Genomic DNA, 26,106 nt, shown 5'->3' with positions numbered 1-26,106 from the left:
AAAAAGATATATCCGATTTGAACACAAAATGATAGAATAACAAAGGAAGAAAATTTTTAAGGAGAGCATGGACAGATGAGTACTCAGGATAAATTAGAAAGAGTTTTAAGAGAGATTCATGTAATGTTTGCAAATAGCAAGCACTTAAAAGGTGATGAAAATCAGATTTTGGTTGACAAGGCGAAGACATTTCAGCTTTTAAACCAGTTAAATGTATATGTATATGAGATGATGGATGAACATGATGTGACACAGGCGAGCAAGGATAAGATTCGCAGAGAGGCCGAGCGCAAAGGTGAGCGTATGATTTTAGAGGCCGAAAAGCGAGCAGAGGATGTGTATGCAGCATCTGTTTTATACACGAACGAGTCCCTACATCATGTGCAAGAAAGTATTGACCGGGCGAATGAGGAGGTAGAAAGAATCCTGAAGCAGACACAGGATCTGCTCATGAGTCAGAAAGAAACGATTCGTGAGAACCAGTCTGAACTTACCGAACAGCTTCAGGATATGGCAGATGCAAAGACCTATTTCCGTCTGATTGAAGAGAGAAATGCACAGCTTGAAAAGAGAAAAGCGCAGGCGAGAAAAGAACGAGAGCAGATTATGGCGATGACAAGTCGTGATAAGAAGGTCAATAAGCCTGAAGTGAAGGTCAATAAAGATTACTTTGAACGTACCGGTATGTCGCTTAAGGAGACGGACAGCGGAAACGAAGAGGAAGAAGCACCAAAAGTAGAAGCAGCAGAAGTTACGGTTAATCAAAATGCAAATTATTTTAAATGGAAGAACGGTACGTTAGACGAAGATAAGAAGAAGGAAGAAGAAGAAAAAGAAAAAGCAAAAGAGGAAGAAGAAAATGAAAGCTTCGAGTGGGGCGGATTCCTAGGTCGCCGCGGCAAGAAGAAAAAGGAAAAGCATGAGGAATTGCTTGATGATTTTGATGAGGAAATACACATCAATGAGGCAGCGATTGATCACAGAAGTTATGCACAAGATCCTCTTGAAAATCTGGCGGATGAAGTAAATGAAATCATGAAAGAAGAAGCGGGCAAGGATGAAGCCTAGATGAGCGAAGACAGAGCTAAATGGTAAGAAATGACCATTTGGCTCTTTGTTTTTTCTCTAATCGGGATAAACGATTTGCTTTTGATGTCCGGGGCGTGTTTGCCACTTGAAATTTGAACATGCCCTAATTATAATAAAGCATGAGTTATGCTGTAATAAGCAGATATCATCTGAATAAACAATAAAGCGAGGAGACAAGAACATGAAATTATTCGATAAGGGAGCCTATTTGATTGGTGGAACGGAAATTATTGACGAAACCACGGATGCACAGGCAGCCATTCAGGCGAAGACGGGAAAAGCCGTATCCAAGGAAGCTGCAAAAGAGCAGACGATTGCATACGGGATTTTAAAAGACCATAATACATCCGGCAATATGGAGAATCTTCAGATTAAATTTGACAAGTTAACTTCTCATGATATTACATTTGTCGGAATTATTCAGACAGCAAGAGCATCAGGACTTGAAAAGTTCCCGATTCCATATGTACTTACCAACTGTCACAACTCACTTTGTGCAGTAGGTGGAACCATCAATGAAGATGATCATATGTTTGGACTTTCATGCGCCAAAAGATATGGCGGAATCTATGTACCACCTCATCAGGCGGTTATTCATCAGTTCGCAAGAGAAATGCTTGCAGCAGGCGGTAAGATGATTCTTGGCTCAGACTCACATACACGATACGGAGCACTTGGAACCATGGCAATGGGAGAAGGTGGACCGGAGCTGGTTAAGCAGCTTCTTAACAGAACTTATGACATCGCAATGCCGGGTGTTGTCGGTGTTTACTTAAAAGGAAAGCCACAGATCGGAGTAGGTCCACAGGACGTGGCATTGGCTTTGATTGGAGCTGTATTTGCAAATGGATATGTAAAGAACAAAGTCTTAGAATTTGTTGGACCTGGCGTTTCGAACTTAAGTGCAGATTTTAGAATTGGAATCGATGTTATGACAACCGAGACAACTTGTCTTTCTTCAATCTGGCAGACTGACAATGAAATTAAAGACTTTTATGATATTCATGGAAGAGTCGAAGATTATAAAGAATTAAATCCGGGAGAAGTTGCTTATTATGATGGCATGATTGAGATTGATCTAGGTGAAATTAAGCCAATGATTGCAATGCCATTCCACCCAAGTAATGCATATACCATCGAAGAGGTCAATGCTAATCTTATGGATATTCTTGCAGATTGTGAGAAGAAAGCACTTGTAAGTTTAGATGGAGCCGTAGACTTTAAACTAACCGATAAGGTTCGCGATGGAAAGTTATATGTAGATCAGGGAATTATTGCCGGATGTGCCGGTGGTGGATTTGAGAATATTTGCGCAGCAGCAGATATCTTAAAGGGAGCAAGTATCGGATCGGATGAATTTACGTTAAGCGTATATCCTGCAAGTATGCCAATCTATATGGAACTTGTAAAGAATGGAAGTGCAGCAACGCTTATGGAGACGGGAGCAATTCTTAAGACGGCATTTTGCGGACCATGTTTCGGAGCCGGAGATACGCCTGCCAACAACGGATTTTCTATCCGACATTCCACCAGAAACTTCCCGAACAGAGAAGGTTCTAAGCTTCAGAGCGGACAGATTGCATCGGTTGCACTGATGGATGCAAGATCAATTGCCGCAACAGCTGCGAATAAGGGATACTTAACACCGGCAACAGATCTTGATGTAAATTATGCGAATCCAAAATATTTCTTTGATAAAAAGATTTATGAAAATAGAGTATTTGACAGCAAGGGCGTAGCAGATTCTTCTGTAGAAGTAAAATTTGGTCCAAATATCAAGGATTGGCCAAAGATGAGTCCGCTTCCTGAGAATCTGGTACTGAAAGTAGTCAGTGAGATTCACGATCCGGTAACGACAACAGATGAACTGATTCCATCCGGAGAGACATCTTCATATCGTTCTAATCCGCTTGGCCTTGCAGAGTTTACACTTTCAAGAAAAGATCCTGCATATGTAGGGAAAGCAAAAGAAATTCAAAAAGCTCAAAAGGCAGTAGAAGCAGGTTCCTGTCCGCTTGAGGCTTTCGAAGAAGTAAAACCGGTTATGGAAACGATTCGAAAGACTTATCCGGATGTGGGCGAGGGTAATATCGGATTCGGTAGTACCATATTTGCAGTGAAACCAGGTGATGGTTCGGCTCGCGAGCAGGCAGCATCTTGTCAGAAAGTGCTTGGCGGCTGGGCAAATATTGCAAACGAATATGCGACAAAGCGTTATCGTTCTAATCTGATTAACTGGGGTATGCTTCCGTTTTTGATTAAGGAAGGAGATCTTCCATTTGAAAACTACGATTATCTGTTTGTACCGGGTATTCGCAAGGCGGTAGAAGACAAGACAGAAGAGATCAAAGTATATGTCATCAAGGGAGACGAGATGAACGAATTTACGGTATCTCTTGGAGATATGACAGATGATGAACGTGATATTATCCTGAAAGGATGCCTGATTAACTACTATCGAAGCAAATAGATTCAGACTGCAGGAGGAACAAGATGGAAACGGGTATTAAAGGAACACAGGAACTGGTAGTTAGCAAAGAAACGTCAGCAAAGGCTGTAGGAAGCGGCCTTTTGGACGTATTTGCAACGCCTTCAATGATTGCACTTATGGAAAAGACTGCATCAGAAAGTGTACAGTCTTATCTTGAGGAAGGTCAGGGCACGGTAGGAACCAAGATTGATATTTCTCATGTTGCGGCAACACCACTTGGCATGAAAGTTACATGCAATACTCAGCTAGTAGAAGTGGACCGCAGAAAGCTGGTCTTTAAGGTTGAAGCGTATGATCAAAAAGGCCTGATTGGGGAAGGCACGCATGAGCGGTTTATTATTGAAAGTGAGCCGTTTCAGCAAAAGGCGGATGCCAAGAACGACATGTAATAGAATGATAGGCTCTCGGAGAGTTCTTCGAGAGCTTGGTTTCGTTATAAGGGGAAGATAGATGACGAATCAAAAAAATGATTCTAAAGAAAACAGAAAAAAGTTTTGGAAAGAAAGACCGCATCTTGCTTGGGGATTGACCGTTTTTATTCTGGCAGTTTTAACAATATCTGTGTTTTTTGCATTTTACAGATACCAAGGCTTAGCAACGGTATGGTCTAAGATTCTAATGGCATTTCAGCCGATTTTGATAGGATTTGTGGTAGCTTATTTGATGAATCCAATTGAGCGACGAATCGAAAAGAAAATGCTAAAAAATCGTTTAAAGAAAGCAAAGGATGAAAAAAAAGCCAGACGCAGGGCTAGAAATTCGGCAACGGGGATTTCGATCTTAATCTTTTGTGGGATTGTAGTTGCACTTATTTTGCTGATTGTACCGCAGACCATTATGAGTATTCAACAGCTTATGGTAAGCTTGCCGGATGATATCCGATCGTTTCAAAGCTGGGTAAATGAGATGGCTGAGCAAAATGAAAGAGTTAAAGCCGTGATCAATCAGTTGAATTCGATGGCAGGACAAGAGGAAAATGGACAGTTTTCCATGCAGGCCATTATAGATTGGGTGACCAATGAATTTTTGCCTAAGTCGCAGAGTCTGCTTGAGTCCATTACGAGCGGTGTCTTTATGGTAGCCAAGACGATTGTGAATTTTGTTATTGGAATCATCATTGCCATCTATGTATTAGCGACAAAGGATAAATTAAAGGCACAGGCGAAAAAACTGATATACAGTATATTTCAGCCGATCCGGGCAAATTGGTTGGTAAATACCATAAGAGAAAGCGATCGTATCTTTGGAGGATTTATTATCGGTAAGATCATTGATTCGTTTATTATCGGTGTTATTTGTTATGTGGCAATGCTGATTATTGATTTGCCATATCCGGCGCTTGTTTCGGTTATTATCGGTGTGACAAATGTTGTGCCGTTCTTTGGTCCGTTTATCGGAGCGATTCCTTGTGTGCTGCTTATTTTCCTGATAAATCCGTTGCAGGCATTATTTTTCCTGATCCTTGTATTGTGTTTGCAGACATTTGACGGGTATATTTTATCACCGAAGATTTTGGGTGATACAACCGGACTTAATACTTTCTGGGTACTCTTTGCGATTTTGACGTTCGGCGGTGTGTTTGGGGTGCCGGGAATGGTGCTGGGCGTACCGGTCTTTGGCGTGATTTATTATATCGTCAAGGATTTCATGCGGATGTCGTTAACAAAGAAAAAGCTTCCGGTTGAGGAAGAAGCCTATCAGGATTTGCAAGAGATAAATCCACAAACGAAGGAAACCTTCTATCATTCTCCGGAAAATGATCAGGGACGTCATAGAAAGAGAAACAATTATATTTCGAAAATGAAAAAGAATAATTAAGGTTTTATTAAAGGCTTAGAACCCCTTAAAATAGCGGGTTTTAAGCCTTTTTTTGGGGCTTTGTCATTTTGACAATAAGTAGTGCCTATGGTAAAATTTGGTTTATGAAAACGATGGGAAAGTCGGCTTTTTTCAAGGAAAGTGACACGATCGTATGAATAGAAAACTTTTGAGGTGTAAGTTTTGGACAAGTATGAATATAAAGTAAAAATGCAACAGATTAAAAGTCTGATTAATGAGAATGATTATACAACGGCCGCTGAGATTGCAGACGGAATTAATTGGAAGAAAGTTAAGAATTCCAATACGCTGGCACACATTGGCAAGGTGTATGAACAAGTTGGTCGTTATGATGACAGTATAGAACTTTTATTAATGGCCTATGATCGTTCGCCGATTGGACGAAATATCGTATATGAATTAACCTGTGTTGCGATTAAGGCCGGTCAGCTGGAATCTGCAAGAAATTATTATAATGAATTTCTCGAAATTGCGCCGCAAGATCCGATGAAGTTTATATTGCGTTACCATTTGGCAAAGGCTCTTGGTGCATCTTTGCAAGAGCAGATTGGAATACTTGAAGAGTATAAAGAATTGGATTATTCGGAGGAATGGTCCTATGAATTGGCTTATCTCTACCATAAGGCAGGGATGGGTGATCAGTGTGTAGAAGAATGTGACGAACTTGAATTGTGGTTTGGTGATGGTATTTATGTTGAGAAAGCTTTAGAGCTTAAGATGCTTTATCAACCGCTCACACGACATCAGGAAGATAAGTATCGTCAGCTTAAGCAAAGTAGAAGTGGAATTGTGGAAGTGCGTCCTACGGACGATTTAGAATCCGGAGAGATTGTGAATTCTCCGGTTAAGATTCCGACTGTAAAGACGAATCCGAGCAAGTTTAATACGGTGAATCTTCAGGCAGAGCTCGCAAGATCTATGCAGGAGATTATGGATGCAAAGGAGAAGGAAGAGGTTGCGGACACCTTAAATAATGTTAAGAAGATGGCCGCAGAGATTCCGTATCTACAGGTCAATCCACAAGTGGAAGAGAAGGCACAGCGCCTTAGTGCCATGGAGGAAGAAGCTGAGATTGACGGAACACTTAAGAATGATTTTCAAGAACTTTTAGCAGAGGATTATGATGGTCAGATTAGTATGAAGGTTCCGGAGGGTAATGAGCTGGAACGGCAGATTACCGGTCAGATCAGCATTGACGATATCCTTGCAGAGTGGGAAAAGACCAAGCATGCCGCAGAAGTTGCAATGGAAAATGCGAAGATGCGCAAGCTAGCGTCTGCAAAGCAAAGAGCATTGCAGGAAACCGGCAATCTGATGGAAAAACTTCAAGATGTAATGCCTCAGATTGAAGCTTCTTATCAGGCAGAACAAGGCGAAAATGAGCCGGAGAGCTTGAAGAATAAGATTGAGCCGACACAAGAATACATTCCGGAAATAGACTCGTCAGTACCTATGCCGAATCTTTCCTTATCAAACGAGGAGCCGGCGCCGTATATTAGTACGGAAGAACCGGAGGAGACGTTTTCGCAGATGGAAGAATCGAAGGAGCCAGAGCAGTCTGTGGATGAATATCAGCCGGAACAGTCGATAGAAGATGAGGATGAGCCGATAAACTATTTTGCAGTGCCGCAGGATACACAAGAGCCGGAAACAGCATCTGACGAGATTGAATTTGACCTTGATGATTTTGAGATGGGTAGTGGTTATACGCAGCAATCGACTTATGAACCGGAAGAAGAGATGCCGGAAGCGAAGGAGCCGGAGGATTCATCTGAGCCGGAACAGGTCGAACAGATTGAAGAGGCTAAAGAGCCGGATGTTAAAGAAACGGGCCCTGCGCCGGCACAAGATGAGGATGATTCGCAAGAGGCTATGGAGAAAGCGGAAAAAGAGGCGGATGGAATTACGGATATCTTAAAGCAGGAACTGTCAGGAATATTGAGTGAAGGAATTGGACAGCTTAAGAAGGCCGGTCAGGGTATCGAAGAATTGCTAAAGAAACCGGAGAACAAACTTCCAGATCCGACGCAAAAGTTGCCATCGCTTGATCAACTTATTATTGATGAAGCGAAAAAGGAGCAGGATAAGGAACGTAAAGAAGCGCAGCTCATTGCGGACGCAATTGGAGATGACGATTATTTACGAAAAAATATTACGATGCCGGTAATTGCAGATCTTGCAGAGGAAGATGAGATGCCTCAGATTGCTGAGCCGGAAGATGATTTTGATGAATACGATCAAGAGGAATTGACGGAAGAACAAAAGAAGACATTTTCTTATTTTGTCCCTGTTAGTGGAATGGAAAGACAGATATGTCAGGTTCTTGTGGGTGCTGCCAAAAGAATGCGGGATGCGGATGGTACATCTGCCAGTGGTAATATCATCATTCAGGGTTATCCGGGAAGCGGTAAGACGCAGATGGCATCAAATCTACTAAAAGCATTGCAGCAAAAAACAGGACGCATGATTGGGCGACCGGGCAGAATCTATGCCGATTCATTGAATCAAAAAGATATTTCGAAAGTATTTGAAAAAGTTCGAGGCGGTTGTTTAATCATCGAAAAGGCCGGAGATCTTACAAGCGGAACGGCTCGTGTTCTTGCACAGCTGATGGAACAGGATACAGGAGGACTATTGGTTATCCTTGAAGATACAAGACTTGGTATAGAAGATGCTATGAGACTGGATCCGTCATTTGCCAAGAAATTTACGGAGAAGATTTCTATTCCGATTTTCACTAGTGATGAACTGGTTACTTTTGCAAGGCGTTATGCAAAGGATGAAGGATATACCATTGATGAAATGGGAATTCTTGCGTTGTATAACCGGATTGGAAATGTGCAACGAATTGATCAGGCGACAACACTGACAGAGGTAAAGGACATCTTGGATGAAGCAATTGAGAATTCAGAAAAGAGCAGTTTTCGAAAAGCATTTGGCAATGTATTTTCTAAGAATAAATCTGAGGAAGGTCTTAAGACATTAGTAGAAAAGGACTTTGAAGTGTAGGCAAAATCGGCAGCAAAGTGAGGGATTAATATGAGTGGTTTCTCAGAATACGACATGTATCTGTTTGGTAATGGCAGACATTATGAGATTTACAAAAAATTAGGTGCGCATTATGATGAACGAGACGGTGCCAGCGGAGTTCGATTCAGCGTTTGGGCGCCACATGCACATCGAGTGTGGGTGATTGGAGAATTTACGGATTGGCAGGCTCAAGATGAGTATGCTATGCAACGTTTAGAGCCACTTGGAATCTATGAGCTATTTGTCCCGGGAAGAGTTAACGGAGAGATGTACAAATACCTCATTGAAACACAGGATGGCAGAAGGATTTATAAAGCAGATCCTTATGCTTCCTATGCGGAGCTTCGACCGGGAACTTCATCTAAAATTTTCGACAGTAGTTCATACAAGTGGAAAGATACCAAGTGGATGAACAAACGAAAGAAGATAGACAGTTCTAAGGATATTCCGATGGCGATATATGAGGTACACCCGGCTTCCTGGAAGCGTCATTTTACAACGGACGAGGGGATTGAAGGGATGTATACCTATCGGGAACTTGCGCAGAGTCTGTGTGAATATATAAAAGAGATGGGATACACACATGTTGAGCTCATGGGAATCAGTGAGTATCCGTTTGACGGCTCCTGGGGCTATCAGGTAACCGGATATTATGCTCCGACCTCTCGCTATGGCACGCCGGAAGATTTTAAATATTTTGTCGACACAATGCACAAAAATAATATAGGTGTGATTTTGGACTGGGTACCTGCACATTTTCCTAAGGACGAAGCAGGTCTTCGGGAATTTGACGGGGAGCCTCTTTATGAATATCCGGATCCTCGTATGGGAGAGCATCCGGATTGGGGAACGAAGATTTTCAATTATGGTAAAAATGAAGTCTGCAATTTTTTAATCGGCAGTGCGTTAAATTGGATTGAAGAGTTTCATGTGGACGGACTTCGTGTGGATGCAGTCGCTTCGATGCTGTATCTCGATTATGGAAAAAAGGATGGTGGGTGGATAGCAAATAAATATGGTGGAAATGAAAACCTTGAAGCGGTAGAATTCTTTCGCCATTTAAATACGTTGGTTCTTGGACGTAATCCGGGTACTTTTATGATTGCGGAAGAATCAACAGCATGGCCAAAGATTACCGGTGAGGCAGCCGATGGAGGACTTAACTTCTCCTATAAATGGAATATGGGATGGATGCATGATTTTTTGGATTATATGAAGCTGGATCCGATCATGCGAAAGGGTTCTCATAATAAGATGACATTTGGAATGAGTTACAATGAATCAGAGGATTATATTCTGGTGCTTTCTCATGATGAAGTGGTTCATCTTAAGTGTTCAATGCTAAATAAGATGCCAGGATTTAAGACCGATAAGTTCCGCAATCTTAAGGCAGGGTATGCATTTATGCTTGGCCATCCCGGCAAGAAATTATTGTTTATGGGTCAGGAATTTGGCCAGGAACGTGAGTGGGCGGAAGAACGCGAGTTGGATTGGTATCTGCTTGATGATCCTGAGCATGCGGATCTTCGCTTATTTGTAAAAGGGTTACTTGGGATTTATAAAAAATATCCGTGCCTTTATACAAATGAGAGAAAATGGGATGCTTTTGAGTGGATTAACGCCAATGATGCCGATCGCAGTATTTTTAGTTTTGTAAGAAAAAGTCCTACGGGTAAAAAGAATCTGTTGTTTGTGGTGAACTTTACACCGGTTGAGCGTAATGATTATCGCGTGGGAGTCCCAAAGAAGGGAAAGTACAAGTTAATTTATACGCAGGATATGCAGCTAAATGAGTTGTTAATAGAGTCGAAAGATTATACATTTGAGGCGGAGCTTTCGGAGTGTGACGGTAGAGATTACTCGATTGCTTATCCGCTGACAGGATATGGTGTTGCGGTGTTCCATTATAATTAGGGTTTCGGCTGAGAGAGGGCGCTCCCTTCAAGGCATACTATTTTCGCCTGCACCGACCCGCCGCTATTCGCTTCTTTCCGGCGCATCTTTGATGCGCTCGCTGACGACCGTGTTCTGCTAGGATGGGGATCAAAAAACAAATAGCGGGTGTGTCTACGACACCCCTTCGGAATAATAAAAATCACGACCATGTGCAAGCGAGCTTGCAGGTCGTGATTTTGTTATTCCTAGTCTGCTTCGCAGACCAGCTATTTGTTTTATTTATGTAATCCGAGGCAGCCTCGGTTCGTCCGTAGCTCGCTAATGATGCTCGTCAAGAATCGGCGGCTCTCGATGTGCATTCGAAAATGTATCCTTTCCGGTCGCTGGAAGGTTTCCGGCCGAAAATCCACTGTGAAGCGATTTCCGCCGCAAAACAGCGACAGCGAAACAAAGCTAAATCATAGATCCCAGCGAAACCATATGTCCGACAGGAGGTTCATCCTTGTATTCATCCCAATGAGATTTTACAAATTCAATAAATGTTCTTTCCGCTTGAGAACCATAAGCCTCATTTCTGCGCAGAAGAGAAAATACATGCTCCACATCCATCGGGACAGACTTCATACCATGAGCTTCCTCGTCATCAATTGTTGGTTGGTCTCCCCAAATCGTACACCAGTGATTAAAAGCAGCAACATGAAGCAAAAGATCTGGTTGGTCAGATGTCATTCGAATATTAGGTTTCTTACCGAGCTTGTGAAAATTCTCAAGAACGAGCTGATGGAGCTGATAGTTCTCAGGGAATAACGCAAGAGGTACATCAAGAATATCTTCCCAGAAAATAAGATCCTTTGCTGCAAGCGGATGATCATCCGGCATTAACAGATAATAGCGGGATTTTAGAAGCTCGATTCTTTCAAACTGCGTCTCGGCTTGTGGAGTGCCACAAACAATGGCAATGTCGGTATTACCACTGGTGAGATTCTCACGGTAAATATTAGAAGCAAGACGCTCCACATCAAGGACAATGTCCGGATAACGCTGAACAAAGTCTGTAATCATATGATAGACATTGGTCAGACGGTTCCAAGGACCGGATACAGAGATTCGAAGTGAACCGGTAGGGTTGCCCTTAGCAGCTTCAATCTGATTCACCGCAACGGAACATTCGTGAAGAATTTTCTTGGCCTGAAGATATAAAATCTTGCCGGTATCCGTAGGGATAGTATTCTTGCCCTGGCTGTATAATAAGTCGGTACCAAGTTCATTTTCCAGTTTTTTTATGATCTTACTTAAAGCAGATTGTGTAATAAAGTTTTTTTGTGCAGCAGCGGAAAAGGTTCCACAGTCTACAATCTGTACGAAATATTCTAATTGTTTGATTTCCATAGTAATACCCTCTTAAAAATTCCTATACAGCCTAATTCTAACGCATAGAACAGCGTTTTTCAAGAAAGGAAGGGTGGATATAGTCATTTTTGGAATGACAGTCGACAAAAATTCACTTCACAAGAAGAAACTAACCGTAGTAAAATTTAAAACAACGAAAATAATAATTCGGAAACGAGGTGAGTCATATTGAATCAGGAAGTTTCGATGAAGGTGAAAGAACTGATTGGAGATAAGACGAATTTCATATTCGTAGGAGAGGCCGGAAGTGGTAAGAGCGAGGTCTGTCTTAACTTTGCAACATATTTATTAGAGGTTGCAGGGGATAAAGAAGTACATTTCTTTGATTTGGATATGACAAAGCCATTATTTCGTTCACGCGATGTATGCGAATTGATGGAGCAAAAAGGTATCCATTTTCATTTTCAAGAGCAGTTTTACGATGCACCGACTATGATAGGCGGTGTTAATCATCTGTTAAAAGATGATAGCTGCTACGTCGTTATGGATGTTGGAGGAGATTACATCGGAGCAAGAGCCCTTGGTGGGTACGCACCGAAGATTAATAAAGACAACAGCATCGTCTATTATGTGTTAAACGCATATCGCCCGTGGTCATATGATATAGAGCATATTGATGAGACACTAGGCAAGATTCTTGGTGTATCGCATATTCAGTTGGGCAAGCTTCACATGGTGAATAATCCAAATAATGGAATGACTACAACTACGAAAGAATTTGTAGAAGGGTCACAAAAGATGGAACAGATATTAGATGATATTATTGCAGTTGATTTCGCCTGTGTGCGAGAAGAACTGTATGAAGAAGTCAAAGACTTTGGCAATGTGCCAATTCTGCCGGTTCATTTGTATCTGACCTATGAATGGCTAAAGGATGAGATGCCTTCCGGGGCGCCGATGCCTGGAAGAGGCTAAGTAACAATGATCTGTACGCGAGAGCGTTATGATAAATAAATTTCAAACAGGTATATTATTTTTGAGAGGAGGATTTTAAGCGTATGGCTAAGATCGAAGTAGTAGCAGAACGTTGTAAGAGTTGCGGCTACTGTATCAAGTTTTGTCCAAAGGGCGTAATTGCAGTAGGCGACAAAGTAAACTCAAAAGGATATGAATATGTATATCCAAAGAATCCAGATGACTGTATTGGATGTGCTATCTGTGGACGTATCTGTCCGGATGGTGCAATTAATGTGTATAAGTAAGGAAGGTGAATAAAACATGGCACGAGTATTAATGAAAGGCTGCGAAGCGATTGCAGAGGCAGCAGTAAGATCCGGCTGTAGATTTTTCGCCGGATATCCAATTACACCACAGAACGAAATTCCGGAATATTTTGCAAGAAGACTTCCGGAAGTAGGCGGTAACTTTGTACAGGGTGAGTCAGAAGTAGCATCTGTTAATATTGCATATGGTGCAGCTTCAGCAGGAACAAGAGCAATGACTTCTTCTTCAAGCCCTGGAATCGCATTAAAGAGTGAAGGAATCTCTTATTGTGCAGCAGCACGTATTCCACTGGTATATGCCAACATTTCAAGAGGAGGCCCTGGAGTAGGAGCAATCCAGCCGGCACAGCAGGATTACTTCCAGGCAACAAAAGCTTCCGGTAATGGTGGATTCCAGATGAGAGTATTTGCACCATCTACTGTACAAGAAGCAGTTGATATGACATATAAGGCATTTGATTATGCAGATGAAGACAGAAACCCTGTTTTAATTCTTGCAGACGGTGTTATCGGAACAATGATGGAGCCTGTAGAGCTTCCGGAAATGCGTTCTGAAGAAGAAATCGCTAAGATCAAAGCAGAGAAGAAGTGGGCTTGTGTAGGACATGAGCTTGACTATGAGAATCGTGGATGGATTCAGCCTGGTAACTGGGATACCAACATCATGCAGCAGGTGAACGAAGATGCACAGGCATTATATGATTCATGGGTACCGGAATACGAATCATACATGACAGAAGATGCTGAAGTAATCATCGCATCTTACGGAATCTCAGCTCGTATCAGTAAATCCGTAGCTGACATCCTTCGCGCAGAAGGCATCAAGGTTGGTGTTGTTCGTGCGATTACAGTAAATCCATTCCCATACAATGCATTTGACGAAATCAACTATGATAACGTAAAGGCAATCTTAGATGTAGAGATGTCAATTCCTGCTCAGTTTGTAAAAGACGTAGAAGCAGGCGTTAAGGGACGTGCTCCAATTGAAACATGCCTGTGCTCAGGTGGTAACATCATGAGCCGTGAAGCTGTAATTGAAGCAGTAAAGAAAATTGTAGAGAAATAGGAGGTACTGAAAATGGAATTAGTTTATTCAAGAACAAAAACAATTCGGGAAGAAAAAGTTTCCGGTTTCTGTCCTGGATGTATGCACAGTACCGTAATCAAATTAATCGGTGAAGTGTTAGAAGAAATGAATCTTGTAGACAAGGCAGCATGTGTACTTGGTATCGGATGTTGTGGTCTGCATATGGAATATATGGCATATGATAACATCACAGCACCTCATGGTCGTGCATGTGCCGTAGCAACAGGTATGAAGAGATCAAATCCTGATTCTCTTGTCTTCACATACCAGGGTGATGGTGACTTCGCTTCTATCGGTCTTGCAGAGTCTGTATCTGCAGCAAACCGTGGAGAGAACATCACAGTTATCTTCATCAACAATGGTATCTATGGTATGACCGGTGGACAGATGGCTCCTACAACACTTGTAGGTATGAAGGCATCTACAGCACCTAAGGGTCGTGATCCTAAGGAACATGGATATCCAATGCATATGTGTGAGATTTTGAATCAGCTTACAGCTCCTGCATATCTTGAGAGAACAAGCTGCAACAATCCACAAAATGTCATGAAGACAAAGAATGCTATTAAGAAAGCTTTCCAGAATCAGATTGATGGAAAAGGATTCTCAATGGTTGAAATCGTAACAAGTTGTCCTACTAACTGGGGCTTAGAGCCACTCGATTCCTTAGATTACTTAGAGGAAAAGATGTTTGCAGAGTTCCCATTAGGTGTTATAAGAGATAATTAATAAGTAAGGAGGACAATGATAATGGAAACAAATTTATGTGTAGCCGGATTCGGCGGTCAGGGTGTAATGACCCTTGGTAAATTCCTTGCTTCTGCAACTTGTGATGCAACAGATAAGAATGTAACATTCTTCCCATCATACGGCGCTGAGCAGCGTGGTGGTACAGCGAACTGTTTCGTTGTAATCTCAGACGGCATGGTAGGAGCTCCACTTGGAGACGTAATGGATGACTTAATCGTAATGAACGGACCATCACTTGCCAAATTCTTACCAACCTTAAAGCAGGGAGGAACATTGTTCATTAACTCATCAATCGTTCCGGAAGATGATGTTGACAGAACAGACTGTAAAGTAGTAAAAGCTCCTGTAACAGAGATGGCTCTGGAAATGGGAAATGCAAAAGTATTAAATGTCATCATGCTTGGTGTATATGTTGGTTATACAGAAGTAGTTCCACCAGAAGTTGTATGGGCTACAATCGAGCATAAGCTTGCTAAGAAAGCAAAGCTTCTTCCTCTCAACAAGGAAGCATTTGAAAAAGGACTGGAGATCGGAAGATCACAAAAATAAATCAGTCATGATTTCAGATAAATAAGGTACATAGTTTATTAGGGAAATATAAAGACAGTTCCTTGTCATCAATGGATGGCAAGGGACTGTTTTTTTTGCTGAAAGGATGCATTCCATATGGGATAGTATGGACAAAAGGAAACGTTCCCATTTCGAGGTGTAAAGATTTCAAAAGAATTGATATCAGTAAAAATAAGAAATTGTGTCAAAAATTTTTGGTAAATTTGTGCATTTTTTGGGAGTATTGTTTGACCGGGTGGGAAAAAAGTATTATTATAAAGTTATCTGAGTAGTAAAATTGTGTGAATTATTTAACCATTACCAAATAAAGTGTCAGAAATTGCATAAACCACAAGAGATTGTTATTGCAAATCGTATAGGCATTAGATATAATTGAAAATGTATTTATTTTTGTGCAATCTACTATCAGGATGGTCAATAATAAAACAATATCGCTTATTTTGTTGCGGTATGAAATCTAGGAAAGGGGGCAAACATATTGTTAAGCAAAACCTTAAAAGCTGTCACTGAGATTGAAAAAGAAGCAAGACAGATTGTTTTAGACGCAGAGAAAAAAGCAGATCAGCTTGTGGAAGATGCGAAAGCGAAAGCAAAGCAGTCACATGCAGAGGCAGTAGCGCGGGCAAATGAAGATGCTGAAAAGTTAATCGCAGATGCAAATGCGCAGGCCGAGAAAGAAAGAGCTGCATATGCAGAGGATCTTACCGGCCGACTTGAACAAGAAAAAGAGGAAGCAATTGCTAAGACCAATCATGTTGTTGATGCAGTTGTAGCAGAGCTTGTTTAAGAAAAATAAAAAAAAGGAGGAAATGGTACATGGCGGTAGTTCAGATGAAGCGATTGAACATCGTTGCCCTTACTAAGGACAAGAACGCGATTCTGAGACGCTTGCAGGAGCTTGGAACATTAGAAATTCACATGAATGTTGATAAGCTGAAAAGTAAGAAGAAATTAAAAAATCTTACGCAGCAGGATACTTCTAACGAAAGAGCAATGTATGACAAGTACGCAAGTATATCCGAACAGGCGATTGAGATACTTGATAAGTATGTAGAAGAAAAAGCTTCTCTTTTATCATCGCTTGCAGGACAGCCACTGGTAGCTCGGTCAGAATTTATTCGAATTGAAGATAACCAGGAAAAAATCGCAAAACGTGCAGGGCAGATCGTTTCATGGGAAAAACAAATTACAGAAGCAAATGCCGAAATCCAGAAGAAGGAAACACAGCTTGAAGCGCTGGTTCCGTGGATGGGTCTCGATATACCGCTTAACACACCGGGCACAAAGCGCACCAAACTATTCTTAGGTCTTATTCCGGAGAATCTGACGCAAGATCAGATTTCACAAAGAATATTGGAAGATAATAAGACCATTACTGCGGTAGATGTGGAAGTCGTATTTACAGAACAAGACACCGTATATGTCAGTGTCGTATGTCTCAATAAAGACGCACAAGCCGTAGAGGAAGCACTCAGAAAGATGAGTTTTGCAGCACCGGCAATCTGGTCGAAGTACACACCGGAAATTAAGCAACAAAGATTGAATCGTCAGATTGCAGAGAAGAAAGAGGAAATTGACGCTGCAATAGCGAAAATTAAAGAGGCTGCAGTTGACCGGCAGGATATCAAGATGGTATCGGACTATTATAGGATGCGAGCACAGCGTTATGAAGTGCTGGGAATGCTTCCACAGACCGATAAGACGATTGCAATAAGCGGTTTTGCACCGGCGGGAATTGCAGAATCAATTGCCGGAGAGATTGAAGCAGATTATGGCGCAGCGGTTGAAGTGATTGAACCGAAAGCCAAGACAAAGACACCGGTTCTTCTAAAGAATAATGCGGTATCCGAGTCTGTAGAAGGAATCGTTGCTTCTTATGGTTTACCTAAGAAGGGCGAAATTGATCCGACAGTTGTAACGTCAATCTTCTATATCATCTTCTTTGGAATGATGTTATCCGATGCAGGATATGGTTTGTTAATGGCAATTGCACTGGGTGTAATATTAGCGAAATTTAAAGACATGAATCCGGGTATGAGAAAGAGTCTTAAGATGTTCTTCTGGGGAGGAATCTCAACAATTGTCTGGGGATTATTGTTTGGAGGCTTCTTTGGAGATGCAATTGGAGTTTTCTCAGAATGTTTCGGAAACGGACAGACGACTTTCGATGGTTTCTGGTTTAACCCGATTGGAAGTCCGATGCAGTTGTTACTGTGGTGTCTGGTATTTGGATTGATTCATATGTTTGTCGGACTTGGCATTAACGGAGCGATGATGCTTAAGCGAGGAGATGTTGTAGGATTTGTCAGTGATGTAATCGCATGGTATTTATTCTTAATTGGATTAATTGTTTTACTGATGAGTTCTAGTATTTACGCATCTATGGCAGGTACTGTACCGTTCTTTAAAGATATTGATTTGGGAACAACCGGTTTATATATCGGATTGGTACTCGCGGTTGTCGGCGGAGTCATTATTTTGTTCATGTCCGGACGAAGAAAGAGCAATGTTGGAATGAGAATATTGCTGGGTGTTTATGATATTTATGGTATCACAAGCTGGCTTTCGGATTGGTTATCCTATTCAAGACTTCTTGCTTTGGGACTTGCGACAGGAGCCATCGGACAGGTTATTAATATGATTTGTCAGATGCTTTTCTTACACAATTATCAGTATGGAGCAGGCGGAGCCAAAGGAGCCATCATTGGAGGAATCTTATTCTTCGTTGTGTTCATTGTTGGACATGTAGCCAATATGGCAATCAACCTTTTAAGTGCATATGTACATAGTAACCGTCTTGAATTCGTAGAGTTCTTCGGTAAGTTCTACAACGGAGGAGCAAAAGAATTCGAACCATATGCAACAGAAACTAAATATGTAAGATTTGCGAAGAGCAAATAAAGCGTGGGAGAACGCAAATAATAAATTCTGAAAAGATTTAGGAGGAAATTGAAATGACATTAGACGGAGCATTAATTGGTAATGTATTGGTAGTTATCGGAGCCGCATTAGCAGTTGGACTTGCAGGTGCAGGATCGGCTAGAGGATGTGGTATTGCAGGACAGGCAGCAGCCGGAGTAACAAGTGAAGATCCATCAAAGTTCGCTAAGGCTCTTATCCTTGAACTTCTTCCTGGTACACAGGGTATCTATGGACTACTTGTAGCTTTCTTAGCTCTTGCACAGGCTGGAGTATTAGGCGGAAGCGGCGGAGTAGATTCTCTTGAAAAGGGAGCTATGTATCTTGCAGCTTGTCTGCCAATTGCACTTGCAGGTTATGTATCAGGAACATTCCAGGGTAAAGCATCTGCAGCATCATGTAGTCTTTTTGCTAAGAGACCTGAAACATTTGGTAAAGCTCTTCTGTTCCCGGCAATGGTAGAGACATATGCGATTCTTGCATTGTTAGTATCTATTCTTGCATTAGTATCGATTGGATAATAAGAATTGATAATAACAGTAGGAAGGAGCTTTAGTATATGGCAGGATTAGAAAAGATCACAGATCAGATTCTTTCTGATGCAAAACAAGAGGCTGCCAAAATTGTGGCAGACGCTGAAAAGCAGGCAGCAAAGATCCTCGCCGAGGCGGATGCAAAAACACAAGAGACGGTTTCGCAGATTAAAAACAAGGCGCAAAACAGTGCCAATGTAATCAAGAGCCGTGTAGTATCTGCAAATGAACAGTTTGAACGTACAGAGAAACTTACGATCAAGCAGGAAGTAATCTCATCCGTAATTGAAAAAGCATATGAAAAGGTATGCAATCTTCCGACGGACCAGTACTTTGGACTTCTTGAAAAGTTCATTGCACAATATGCACAGCCGCAAGAAGGAACGATCTGTTTTTCAAAAGAAGATTTAGGTCGCATGCCGGCAGACTTTGAAGCAAAGGCAAAGGCCGCAGCACAAAAGGCAGGTGGAACACTTACCATCTCAAAAGAAGATAAGAACATCGAAAATGGATTTGTATTAATCTATGACGGAATCGATGAAAACTGCACAATTCGCGCTATATTTGACGCACAGCGTGCGAAGATGCAGGATAAGGTGAATGAACTCCTTTACAGAAAGGAGGACTAAACCATGATGGATAGAGATTATACCTTTGCGGTAGCTCGAACGAGAGCGTTAGAGGTATCCTTGTTTACCCAATCGGTAATTGAACAGCTCATTGCGATGAAGACGTATGATGAGGTCTTAAGAGCCATTCAGGATAAAGGATGGGGAACAGCTGAGACGGCATCAGATGCAGATGCGATTCTCGCAGCAGAGAATAATAAAATCTGGCAGACGGTTGCAGAGCTTGGTGTACCGATGGAGGTATTTGACGTACTGTCTTATCCAAATCTGTATCACAATGTGAAGACAGCAATTAAGGAAGCTTATACCAATGAACAGCATGATGAGTTCTACTTTGAGGGAACCGATCCTAGCAGAGAAGAAATCAGAGACATCATTGGGAAGAAAGAATTTTCAAAACTTCCAAAAGGTCTAGATCAGGCAGCGCAGGAAGCATTTGAAGTAATCGTGCATTCTGGAGATGGACAGATGTGTGATGTCATAATTGACCAGGCATGTTTGAAAGCAATTCAGGAAGCAGGAAAAGAATCTTCCGAGGAAATAATTAAAAAGTATGCGGAAGTTACAGTAGCAACAACGAATATCAAGATAGCGGTTAGATGTCAGCAAACCGGCAAGAGTCCGGAATTTATGCGTCGCGCAATGGTGAACTGTGCAGAGGTTGATATTGAACGACTGATTAAAGCGGCACAGACAAGCTTTGATGACATTTGCGATTATCTAAGCGGTGGATTTGCGGAAGCTGCCGAGGCACTTCGAACATCCATGTCAGCGTTTGAACGTTGGTGCGACAACTATTTGCTTGAAATGCTCAGACCTCAGAAACTGGAATTCTTTTCAGTAGGACCGATTGTTGCGTATGTATTAGCACGTCAGATTGAAATTAAGACAGTTGGCATCATCTTATCCGGTAAGAGAAATAACCTTCCGGACGAATTTATAAGAGAAAGGATTCGTGAAATGTATGTATAAGATAGCAGTATTAGGTTCATATGATAGCATCTACGGTTTTGCTGCTCTCGGACTTGATACATTTCCGGTCGAGGATGCAAAAGAAGGTGCAGAGAAATTAAAAAAACTTGCGGAAAATAATTTTGCGGTTATCTATATTACAGAAGAACTCGCAAAAGATCTTTCCCACGAGATAGACAAATTGAAAGAGAGAGTACTTCCGGCAGTAATTCTAATCCCGGGCATTTCCGGTAACACCGGAGATGGCGTACAACAGGTAAAGGATTGCGTTGAAAAGGCAGTAGGCTCAGATATCATATTTGGAGAAAATTAGGAGAGGCGGAATAAGATCACATGAGTAAAGGAACGATCAAAAAAGTTGCAGGCCCGCTGGTCATTGCTTCCGGCATGCGTGATGCTAACATGTTTGACATGGTTCGTGTAAGTAACCAGCGACTCATCGGAGAAATTATTGAAATTCATGGAGATGAGGCTTCTATCCAGGTATACGAGGAAACTTCAGGTTTAGGACCTGGCGAACCCGTAGAATCACTGGACGTGCCTATGTCCGTAGAATTAGGACCAGGACTTATCAGTAGTATTTATGATGGAATCCAAAGACCTTTGGATGATATCATGAAAGTGTCCGGTAACAGCTTAAAGAGAGGTGTTGAAGTTGCCGCTCTTAAGCGTGATAAAAAATGGCAGTTTGTTCCAACTGTAGAAGCTGGAGCAGAAGTGGAAGGTGGAGACATCATCGGTACAGTTCAAGAGACCATTGTCGTTGAACAAAAGATTATGGTACCACCGAATATGAAAGGAACAATTAAGGAAATCAAGAGTGGAGAATTTACAGTAGATGAAACAATCGCTGTTCTTTCTACCGCAGATGGTGACAAAGAGCTGACATTAGCTCAGAAATGGCCGGTCCGTGTTGGAAGACCATACAAAGAAAAATTAAATCCATCGCAGCCACTGATTACAGGACAGCGTGTAGTTGATACCTTCTTCCCGATCGCAAAAGGTGGTGTAGCAGCCGTACCTGGACCATTCGGTTCCGGTAAGACCGTTATCCAGCATCAGCTTGCGAAGTGGGCAGAGGCTGACATCGTAGTTTATATCGGTTGTGGCGAGCGTGGAAATGAGATGACAGACGTATTAAACGAGTTCCCGGAATTGAAAGACCCGAAGACAGGTCAGTCATTGATGGAAAGAACGGTCTTAATCGCCAATACATCCGACATGCCGGTAGCAGCTCGAGAGGCTTCTATCTATACCGGTATTACAATTGCTGAGTACTTCCGTGATATGGGATATTCAGTAGCACTTATGGCAGACTCTACATCACGTTGGGCTGAGGCTCTTCGAGAGATGTCAGGACGTCTGGAAGAAATGCCTGGTGAAGAAGGTTACCCTGCATACCTTGGTAGCCGTCTTGCTCAGTTCTATGAAAGAGCCGGACATGTTATTTCACTTGGTAAGGAAGGAAGAGAAGGACAGCTGTCAGTTATCGGAGCTGTATCACCTCCTGGTGGTGATATTTCCGAACCGGTATCTCAGGCAACTCTTCGTATCGTAAAGGTATTCTGGGGATTGGATAGTGCATTGGCATATAGACGTCATTTCCCTGCTATTAACTGGCTTAACAGTTATTCCTTGTACCTTGACAATATTGGACCATGGTTCACAAAGAATGTATCTCCGGAATGGCTGGAGTGTCGTCAGGAAATGATGAATCTTCTTCAGGAAGAGGCGAATCTTGATGAAATCGTTAAGATGGTAGGTATGGATGCACTTTCTGCAAGCGACCGTATTAAGATGGAAGCTGCAAGATCCATCCGTGAAGACTACTTGCATCAGAACTCTTTCCACGATATTGATACATATACATCATGCGAAAAGCAGTTGCTTATGATGAAACTTGTATGTGCATATTATGACGAAGCACAAGAAGCATTAAAAGAAGGTGCTCCATTGAACGAACTGATTAACCTGCCTGTTAGAGAGCAGATCGGTCGTTACAAGTATACAGAAGAAAAAGATATTAAGGCTGAGTACGAGAGAATCGCAACTGAGCTGACACGTCAGATTACTAATGCAAAAGGAAAGGGGGAGGACTAAATGCCAAAGGAATATAGAACCATTCAAGAAGTAGCCGGCCCTCTTATGCTTGTTAAAGGGGTTTCCAATGTATCTTATGATGAACTTGGAGAAATTGAGCTGTCTTCAGGAGAAAGAAGAAGATGTAAAGTCCTCGAAATTAACGGAGACGAAGCATTAGTACAGCTCTTTGAGAGCGCAACAGGAATTAACCTGGCATCATCCAAAGTGCGTTTCTTTGGACGAAGCCTTGAACTGGGAGTTTCAGAAGACATGCTTGGTCGTGTCTTTGACGGAATGGGTAATCCAATTGATGGAGGCCCTGAGATTCTTCCGGATATGAGAATGGACATCAATGGTTTGCCGATGAATCCGGCAGCCAGAAATTACCCTTCTGAGTTTATTCAGACAGGTGTATCTGCAATTGATGGTCTTAACACACTGGTTCGTGGACAGAAGCTTCCAATCTTCTCCGCATCCGGTCTTCCGCATGCCAACCTTGCAGCACAGATTGCTCGTCAGGCTAAGGTACGTGGAAAAGATGAAAAGTTCGCCGTTGTATTTGCTGCGATGGGTATCACATTTGAAGAATCGAACTTCTTTATTGATTCTTTCAAGGAAACAGGTGCTATCGATCGTACAGTATTATTTATCAACCTGGCAAATGACCCGGCTGTAGAGCGTATTTCAACACCTCGTATGGCGTTAACGGCAGCAGAGTATCTTGCATTTGAAAAAGACATGCATGTACTTGTAATCATGACAGATATCACAAACTACGCAGACTCACTTCGTGAGGTATCTGCCGCACGTAAGGAAGTTCCTGGACGTCGTGGATATCCTGGTTACATGTATACGGACCTTGCTACAATGTATGAACGTGCAGGTCGTCAAAGAGGCAAGGAAGGATCAATCACAATGATTCCAATCCTGACTATGCCGGAAGATGATAAGACACATCCGATTCCTGACTTAACAGGATATATCACAGAGGGTCAGATCATCTTAAGTCGTGAACTTTATCGTAAGGGTGTTCAGCCACCAATCGATGTACTTCCATCACTGTCACGTCTGAAAGACAAAGGTATCGGTGAAGGCAAGACAAGACGAGATCATGCGAATACGATGAACCAGTTGTTCTCTGCTTATGCTCGTGGTAAAGAAGCAAAAGAACTTATGGTTATCTTAGGTGAAGCAGCCCTTTCAGAGATTGATATTGTTTATGCGAAATTTGCAGATGAATTTGAAAAGACCTATGTTTCTCAGGGATATAATGCAGACAGAAGTATTGAGGAAACTCTGGACATCGGTTGGGATCTGCTTCGTATCTTACCTCGAAGTGAGCTGAAACGTATCGATGACGATATTCTTGATGAATATTATGACAAAAAATAAGAAACGAATCGATAATCAGCCAGGAAAAGTGAGGTGAGAATATGGCACAGGCTCAGGTAACTCCTACAAGAATGGAGCTCACCAGATTGAAGAAAAAGCTGGGTACAGCGGTCCGAGGACATAAGCTTTTAAAGGATAAACGAGATGAGTTAATGCGTCAGTTCCTTGATTTAATCAAGGAGAATATGGAGCTGCGACTTAAGGTGGAAGAAGGCATCAAAGCTGCCAATACCAATTTCGTTGTTGCAAAAGCTACGATGTCGGAAGAGACTATGCATACAGCGCTGATGGCACCAAAGCAGGAAGTAACACTGATTGCAGATCAGAAGAATGTTATGAGTGTTGAGATCCCTTCTTTTGAGTATAGAACCCGAACCGCGGATGCAAATGATATCTATTCCTATGGATTTGCTTATACATCCAGTGACCTTGACGGTGCGGTGAAATCTCTAGCTGATGTCTTCCCGGATATGCTAAAGCTTGCAGAGATTGAAAAGTCCTGCCAGCTCATGGCTGCAGAAATTGAGAAGACCAGAAGACGAGTAAATGCTCTTGAGCATGTCGTAATTCCGGAAACAAGGGAGAGCATTAAATACATTACCATGAAACTTGACGAAGCAGAACGTAGTACACAGATTCGTCTGATGAAGGTAAAAGATATGATGCTTGAAGAGGAACATCATTACTCAGAAAGAGAAGGTGGATTTCCGGTGGAAATCGAAACCGCAAACTAGAACAATTGTGGACAGAGGGACAGACCCTCTGTCCTTTTTTGGGATGTAGAGGATGTCAACGAGCCAAAGGAACCATGACCGTGGCATTAGGACCGTCCCCGGTGAAAAAAAGACTGTCACACAATGTGACAGTCTTTTTTGCTTAAATATAAGCTAATAAGGATTATAAATAAAGCAAGTTAAATAACTGCTTTATCGCGTTCGCCGGTTCGAATTCGGATAGCTTCGGCAACGTCATATACGAAAATCTTTCCATCACCGGCTTCTCCTGTAGGAACAGAAACTAATATTTTATCAATAAGATCTTCTGCTATTTCGTCGCTAACAACAGTCTCAACCTTAGTCTTTGTAAATATATTTTCAAAATAAGTTGTTCCGCCATAGGAGAATTCTTTTCCGCGCTGATTTCCGTATCCTGAGATACGGGTGAACATTGCACCATGTGCGCCTGATTCGTTAAGAATGGCCTTCAGCAGTTTCACTTTCTCCGGTCGGATAATAATCTCTAGTTTTTTCATATTCATGTCCTTTCTGAATCGTAGGTAGTTTTGTCGCAATAATCATTGCGGCAATGATTAAAACGATTCCAATAATGATATTAATGCCAATAGTTTCATTTAAAAAGATTGCAGCAAAAATACTTGCAAGTGGTGGTTTGGCCATAAAAATCATAGATCCTGTGCTCGTTTCTATTTTGGATAACCCGGAAAAATACATTGCGTATGCTAATCCTGTTCCAATTATAGAGATATATAGAAACTTCGGTAATACACTTAGAACATCAAACGTAAACAGATTCGTATCAGTAGCAAAACTTTGTGCGAATACAATTGGGAATAAGGTAATTGCTCCAAAAATTGATGTGAAAGTGGTAACAGATAAAGCGCCCATTCGAGATACTAAATACTTGCTGTTTAATACCGTGTAAATACAAAACATTAGCATTGATAAAATCTGGAGTAAAACGCCAAGCCCAAATGTTGATGTAATATTCCCGTCTACAAAAAAATGTAGGACACAGATAAATAATCCTGCGGAGCCAATTATTAAACCATAGCTCTTATATTTGGTTAAGGATTCTTTTAAGATTATTACGGCAAATATAGTAACAAATATCGGATTAGAACTAAATATTACGGCGCATATACTTGCGTCGGAGTAATAAATTCCGTATTGTGCAAGAGTCATAATAGCAGCAACCAGCACAAAACCAAAAAAGAATAATGCTAATACAATTTTAGGGGTAAAATGAAACTGTCTATTTTTCAAATCACGTATTGAAAAAGGTAAAAGTACTAATCCGCCAATTAAGAACCGGTAAAAAGTTAATGCAGTTCCGGATAAAACATCACCCATTGTTTTAGAGACAACCTCAAATGTACTAAAGATGATAATTGCAATAATTACCATAAGAAGAGCTTTCTTCTTGTTGTCGGTAGATGTCATAATATAGTTCGCCT

At 41.7% G+C, this 26,106-nt stretch carries 23 protein-coding genes; 20 read left to right on the top strand and 3 right to left on the bottom strand.

Annotation, left to right across the window (positions count from 1 at the left end; genetic code table 11):
* Positions 1–75 precede the first annotated feature (75 nt).
* The 6 genes from BLS20_RS10760 (at position 76) to glgB (ending at position 10,363) form a co-directional block, all read left to right on the top strand.
* Positions 76–1,068: a hypothetical protein gene (locus BLS20_RS10760; protein WP_090174380.1), complete on the top strand. Its 993-nt coding sequence runs from the start codon at positions 76–78 to the stop codon at positions 1,066–1,068.
* Between the two features lie 202 nt (positions 1,069–1,270).
* On the top strand, positions 1,271–3,559 hold the full coding sequence (locus BLS20_RS10755; RefSeq protein ID WP_090174379.1) for a hydratase: 2,289 nt from the start codon (positions 1,271–1,273) through the stop codon (positions 3,557–3,559).
* A 23-nt stretch (positions 3,560–3,582) separates the two neighbouring features.
* Entirely contained in the window at positions 3,583–3,969 is a 387-nt protein-coding gene (locus BLS20_RS10750; protein WP_090174378.1) for a thioesterase family protein, read from the top strand.
* 61 nt (positions 3,970–4,030) lie between these two features.
* Positions 4,031–5,398 carry an AI-2E family transporter gene (locus BLS20_RS10745; RefSeq protein ID WP_090174377.1) on the top strand — a complete coding sequence of 456 codons (1,368 nt, stop codon included), beginning with the start codon at positions 4,031–4,033 and terminating at the stop codon, positions 5,396–5,398.
* 210 nt (positions 5,399–5,608) lie between these two features.
* Positions 5,609–8,428, top strand: a complete 2,820-nt coding sequence (locus BLS20_RS10740; RefSeq protein WP_176762384.1) for a hypothetical protein — start codon at positions 5,609–5,611, stop codon at positions 8,426–8,428.
* 30 nt (positions 8,429–8,458) lie between these two features.
* On the top strand, positions 8,459–10,363 hold the full coding sequence (glgB, locus tag BLS20_RS10735; protein ID WP_090174375.1) for a 1,4-alpha-glucan branching protein GlgB: 1,905 nt from the start codon (positions 8,459–8,461) through the stop codon (positions 10,361–10,363).
* Between the two features lie 435 nt (positions 10,364–10,798).
* Here the strand turns inward: glgB and BLS20_RS10730 are convergent, their stop codons facing one another.
* The gene (locus tag BLS20_RS10730) at positions 10,799–11,734 is read right to left on the bottom strand and encodes a LysR family transcriptional regulator (RefSeq protein ID WP_090174374.1); all 936 of its coding nucleotides are present in this window, start codon (positions 11,732–11,734) and stop codon (positions 10,799–10,801) included.
* Positions 11,735–11,923: 189 nt separating this feature from the next.
* Between BLS20_RS10730 and BLS20_RS10725 the strand changes: the two genes are divergently transcribed.
* The 14 genes from BLS20_RS10725 (at position 11,924) to BLS20_RS10660 (ending at position 24,646) form a co-directional block, all read left to right on the top strand.
* Entirely contained in the window at positions 11,924–12,670 is a 747-nt protein-coding gene (locus tag BLS20_RS10725) for a hypothetical protein (protein WP_242870576.1), read from the top strand.
* Between the two features lie 83 nt (positions 12,671–12,753).
* The gene (locus BLS20_RS10720; protein ID WP_090174372.1) at positions 12,754–12,957 is read left to right on the top strand and encodes a 4Fe-4S dicluster domain-containing protein; all 204 of its coding nucleotides are present in this window, start codon (positions 12,754–12,756) and stop codon (positions 12,955–12,957) included.
* Between the two features lie 16 nt (positions 12,958–12,973).
* Positions 12,974–14,044, top strand: coding sequence for a 3-methyl-2-oxobutanoate dehydrogenase subunit VorB (gene vorB, locus BLS20_RS10715; protein WP_090174371.1), 1,071 nt, complete (start codon positions 12,974–12,976; stop codon positions 14,042–14,044).
* A 12-nt stretch (positions 14,045–14,056) separates the two neighbouring features.
* The gene (locus tag BLS20_RS10710) at positions 14,057–14,794 is read left to right on the top strand and encodes a thiamine pyrophosphate-dependent enzyme (protein WP_090174370.1); all 738 of its coding nucleotides are present in this window, start codon (positions 14,057–14,059) and stop codon (positions 14,792–14,794) included.
* Between the two features lie 21 nt (positions 14,795–14,815).
* The gene (locus BLS20_RS10705) at positions 14,816–15,364 is read left to right on the top strand and encodes a 2-oxoacid:acceptor oxidoreductase family protein (RefSeq protein ID WP_090174369.1); all 549 of its coding nucleotides are present in this window, start codon (positions 14,816–14,818) and stop codon (positions 15,362–15,364) included.
* A 499-nt stretch (positions 15,365–15,863) separates the two neighbouring features.
* Positions 15,864–16,172 carry an ATP synthase subunit B family protein gene (locus BLS20_RS10700; protein ID WP_090174368.1) on the top strand — a complete coding sequence of 103 codons (309 nt, stop codon included), beginning with the start codon at positions 15,864–15,866 and terminating at the stop codon, positions 16,170–16,172.
* Between the two features lie 29 nt (positions 16,173–16,201).
* Positions 16,202–18,286, top strand: a complete 2,085-nt coding sequence (locus BLS20_RS10695; RefSeq protein ID WP_090174367.1) for a V-type ATP synthase subunit I — start codon at positions 16,202–16,204, stop codon at positions 18,284–18,286.
* A gap of 53 nt (positions 18,287–18,339) precedes the next feature.
* Entirely contained in the window at positions 18,340–18,825 is a 486-nt protein-coding gene (locus BLS20_RS10690) for a V-type ATP synthase subunit K (RefSeq protein WP_090174366.1), read from the top strand.
* 38 nt (positions 18,826–18,863) lie between these two features.
* On the top strand, positions 18,864–19,466 hold the full coding sequence (locus tag BLS20_RS10685; RefSeq protein WP_090174365.1) for a V-type ATP synthase subunit E: 603 nt from the start codon (positions 18,864–18,866) through the stop codon (positions 19,464–19,466).
* Between the two features lie 3 nt (positions 19,467–19,469).
* Positions 19,470–20,438, top strand: a complete 969-nt coding sequence (locus BLS20_RS10680; protein WP_090174364.1) for a V0D/AC39 family V-type ATPase subunit — start codon at positions 19,470–19,472, stop codon at positions 20,436–20,438.
* Positions 20,431–20,751, top strand: a complete 321-nt coding sequence (locus tag BLS20_RS10675; protein WP_090174363.1) for a V-type ATP synthase subunit F — start codon at positions 20,431–20,433, stop codon at positions 20,749–20,751. The genes BLS20_RS10680 and BLS20_RS10675 overlap by 8 nt, the downstream gene beginning before the upstream one ends.
* A gap of 20 nt (positions 20,752–20,771) precedes the next feature.
* Positions 20,772–22,538 carry a V-type ATP synthase subunit A gene (locus BLS20_RS10670; protein WP_090174362.1) on the top strand — a complete coding sequence of 589 codons (1,767 nt, stop codon included), beginning with the start codon at positions 20,772–20,774 and terminating at the stop codon, positions 22,536–22,538.
* Positions 22,539–23,912, top strand: coding sequence for a V-type ATP synthase subunit B (locus tag BLS20_RS10665; RefSeq protein WP_090174361.1), 1,374 nt, complete (start codon positions 22,539–22,541; stop codon positions 23,910–23,912).
* Between the two features lie 41 nt (positions 23,913–23,953).
* Positions 23,954–24,646: a V-type ATP synthase subunit D gene (locus BLS20_RS10660; protein ID WP_090174360.1), complete on the top strand. Its 693-nt coding sequence runs from the start codon at positions 23,954–23,956 to the stop codon at positions 24,644–24,646.
* 179 nt (positions 24,647–24,825) lie between these two features.
* Here the strand turns inward: BLS20_RS10660 and BLS20_RS10655 are convergent, their stop codons facing one another.
* Together BLS20_RS10655 and BLS20_RS10650 are read right to left on the bottom strand one after the other, a co-directional pair.
* Positions 24,826–25,164, bottom strand: a complete 339-nt coding sequence (locus BLS20_RS10655) for a P-II family nitrogen regulator (protein WP_090174359.1) — start codon at positions 25,162–25,164, stop codon at positions 24,826–24,828.
* Positions 25,103–26,056, bottom strand: a complete 954-nt coding sequence (locus tag BLS20_RS10650) for a DMT family transporter (RefSeq protein ID WP_176762383.1) — start codon at positions 26,054–26,056, stop codon at positions 25,103–25,105. Before BLS20_RS10650 ends, BLS20_RS10655 begins: the two co-directional genes overlap by 62 nt.
* Between the last annotated feature and the right edge of the window lie 50 nt (positions 26,057–26,106).

Source organism: Eubacterium oxidoreducens, assembly GCF_900104415.1.
Lineage (GTDB): Bacteria > Bacillota > Clostridia > Lachnospirales > Lachnospiraceae > Eubacterium_C > Eubacterium_C oxidoreducens.
Note: the sequence above shows the minus strand (reverse complement) of the source record. Positions and strands in the feature narration are given on the sequence as shown.

Bases quoted from the DNA above. Each gene is read 5' to 3' on its own strand.
- BLS20_RS10720 (WP_090174372.1), top strand. From the start codon at position 12,754: ATGGCTAAGATCGAAGTAGTAGCAGAACGTTGTAAGAGTTGCGGCTAC.
- BLS20_RS10760 (WP_090174380.1), top strand. From the start codon at position 76: ATGAGTACTCAGGATAAATTAGAAAGAGTTTTAAGAGAGATTCATGTA.
- BLS20_RS10660 (WP_090174360.1), top strand. From the start codon at position 23,954: ATGGCACAGGCTCAGGTAACTCCTACAAGAATGGAGCTCACCAGATTG.
- BLS20_RS10665 (WP_090174361.1), top strand. From the start codon at position 22,539: ATGCCAAAGGAATATAGAACCATTCAAGAAGTAGCCGGCCCTCTTATG.
- BLS20_RS10740 (WP_176762384.1), top strand. From the start codon at position 5,609: ATGCAACAGATTAAAAGTCTGATTAATGAGAATGATTATACAACGGCC.
- BLS20_RS10705 (WP_090174369.1), top strand. From the start codon at position 14,816: ATGGAAACAAATTTATGTGTAGCCGGATTCGGCGGTCAGGGTGTAATG.
- BLS20_RS10750 (WP_090174378.1), top strand. From the start codon at position 3,583: ATGGAAACGGGTATTAAAGGAACACAGGAACTGGTAGTTAGCAAAGAA.
- BLS20_RS10675 (WP_090174363.1), top strand. From the start codon at position 20,431: ATGTATAAGATAGCAGTATTAGGTTCATATGATAGCATCTACGGTTTT.
- BLS20_RS10650 (WP_176762383.1), bottom strand. From the start codon at position 26,056: ATGGTAATTATTGCAATTATCATCTTTAGTACATTTGAGGTTGTCTCT.
- BLS20_RS10730 (WP_090174374.1), bottom strand. From the start codon at position 11,734: ATGGAAATCAAACAATTAGAATATTTCGTACAGATTGTAGACTGTGGA.
- glgB (WP_090174375.1), top strand. From the start codon at position 8,459: ATGAGTGGTTTCTCAGAATACGACATGTATCTGTTTGGTAATGGCAGA.
- BLS20_RS10655 (WP_090174359.1), bottom strand. From the start codon at position 25,164: ATGAAAAAACTAGAGATTATTATCCGACCGGAGAAAGTGAAACTGCTG.
- BLS20_RS10685 (WP_090174365.1), top strand. From the start codon at position 18,864: ATGGCAGGATTAGAAAAGATCACAGATCAGATTCTTTCTGATGCAAAA.
- BLS20_RS10755 (WP_090174379.1), top strand. From the start codon at position 1,271: ATGAAATTATTCGATAAGGGAGCCTATTTGATTGGTGGAACGGAAATT.
- BLS20_RS10710 (WP_090174370.1), top strand. From the start codon at position 14,057: ATGGAATTAGTTTATTCAAGAACAAAAACAATTCGGGAAGAAAAAGTT.
- BLS20_RS10695 (WP_090174367.1), top strand. From the start codon at position 16,202: ATGGCGGTAGTTCAGATGAAGCGATTGAACATCGTTGCCCTTACTAAG.
- BLS20_RS10680 (WP_090174364.1), top strand. From the start codon at position 19,470: ATGATGGATAGAGATTATACCTTTGCGGTAGCTCGAACGAGAGCGTTA.
- vorB (WP_090174371.1), top strand. From the start codon at position 12,974: ATGGCACGAGTATTAATGAAAGGCTGCGAAGCGATTGCAGAGGCAGCA.
- BLS20_RS10745 (WP_090174377.1), top strand. From the start codon at position 4,031: ATGACGAATCAAAAAAATGATTCTAAAGAAAACAGAAAAAAGTTTTGG.
- BLS20_RS10670 (WP_090174362.1), top strand. From the start codon at position 20,772: ATGAGTAAAGGAACGATCAAAAAAGTTGCAGGCCCGCTGGTCATTGCT.
- BLS20_RS10690 (WP_090174366.1), top strand. From the start codon at position 18,340: ATGACATTAGACGGAGCATTAATTGGTAATGTATTGGTAGTTATCGGA.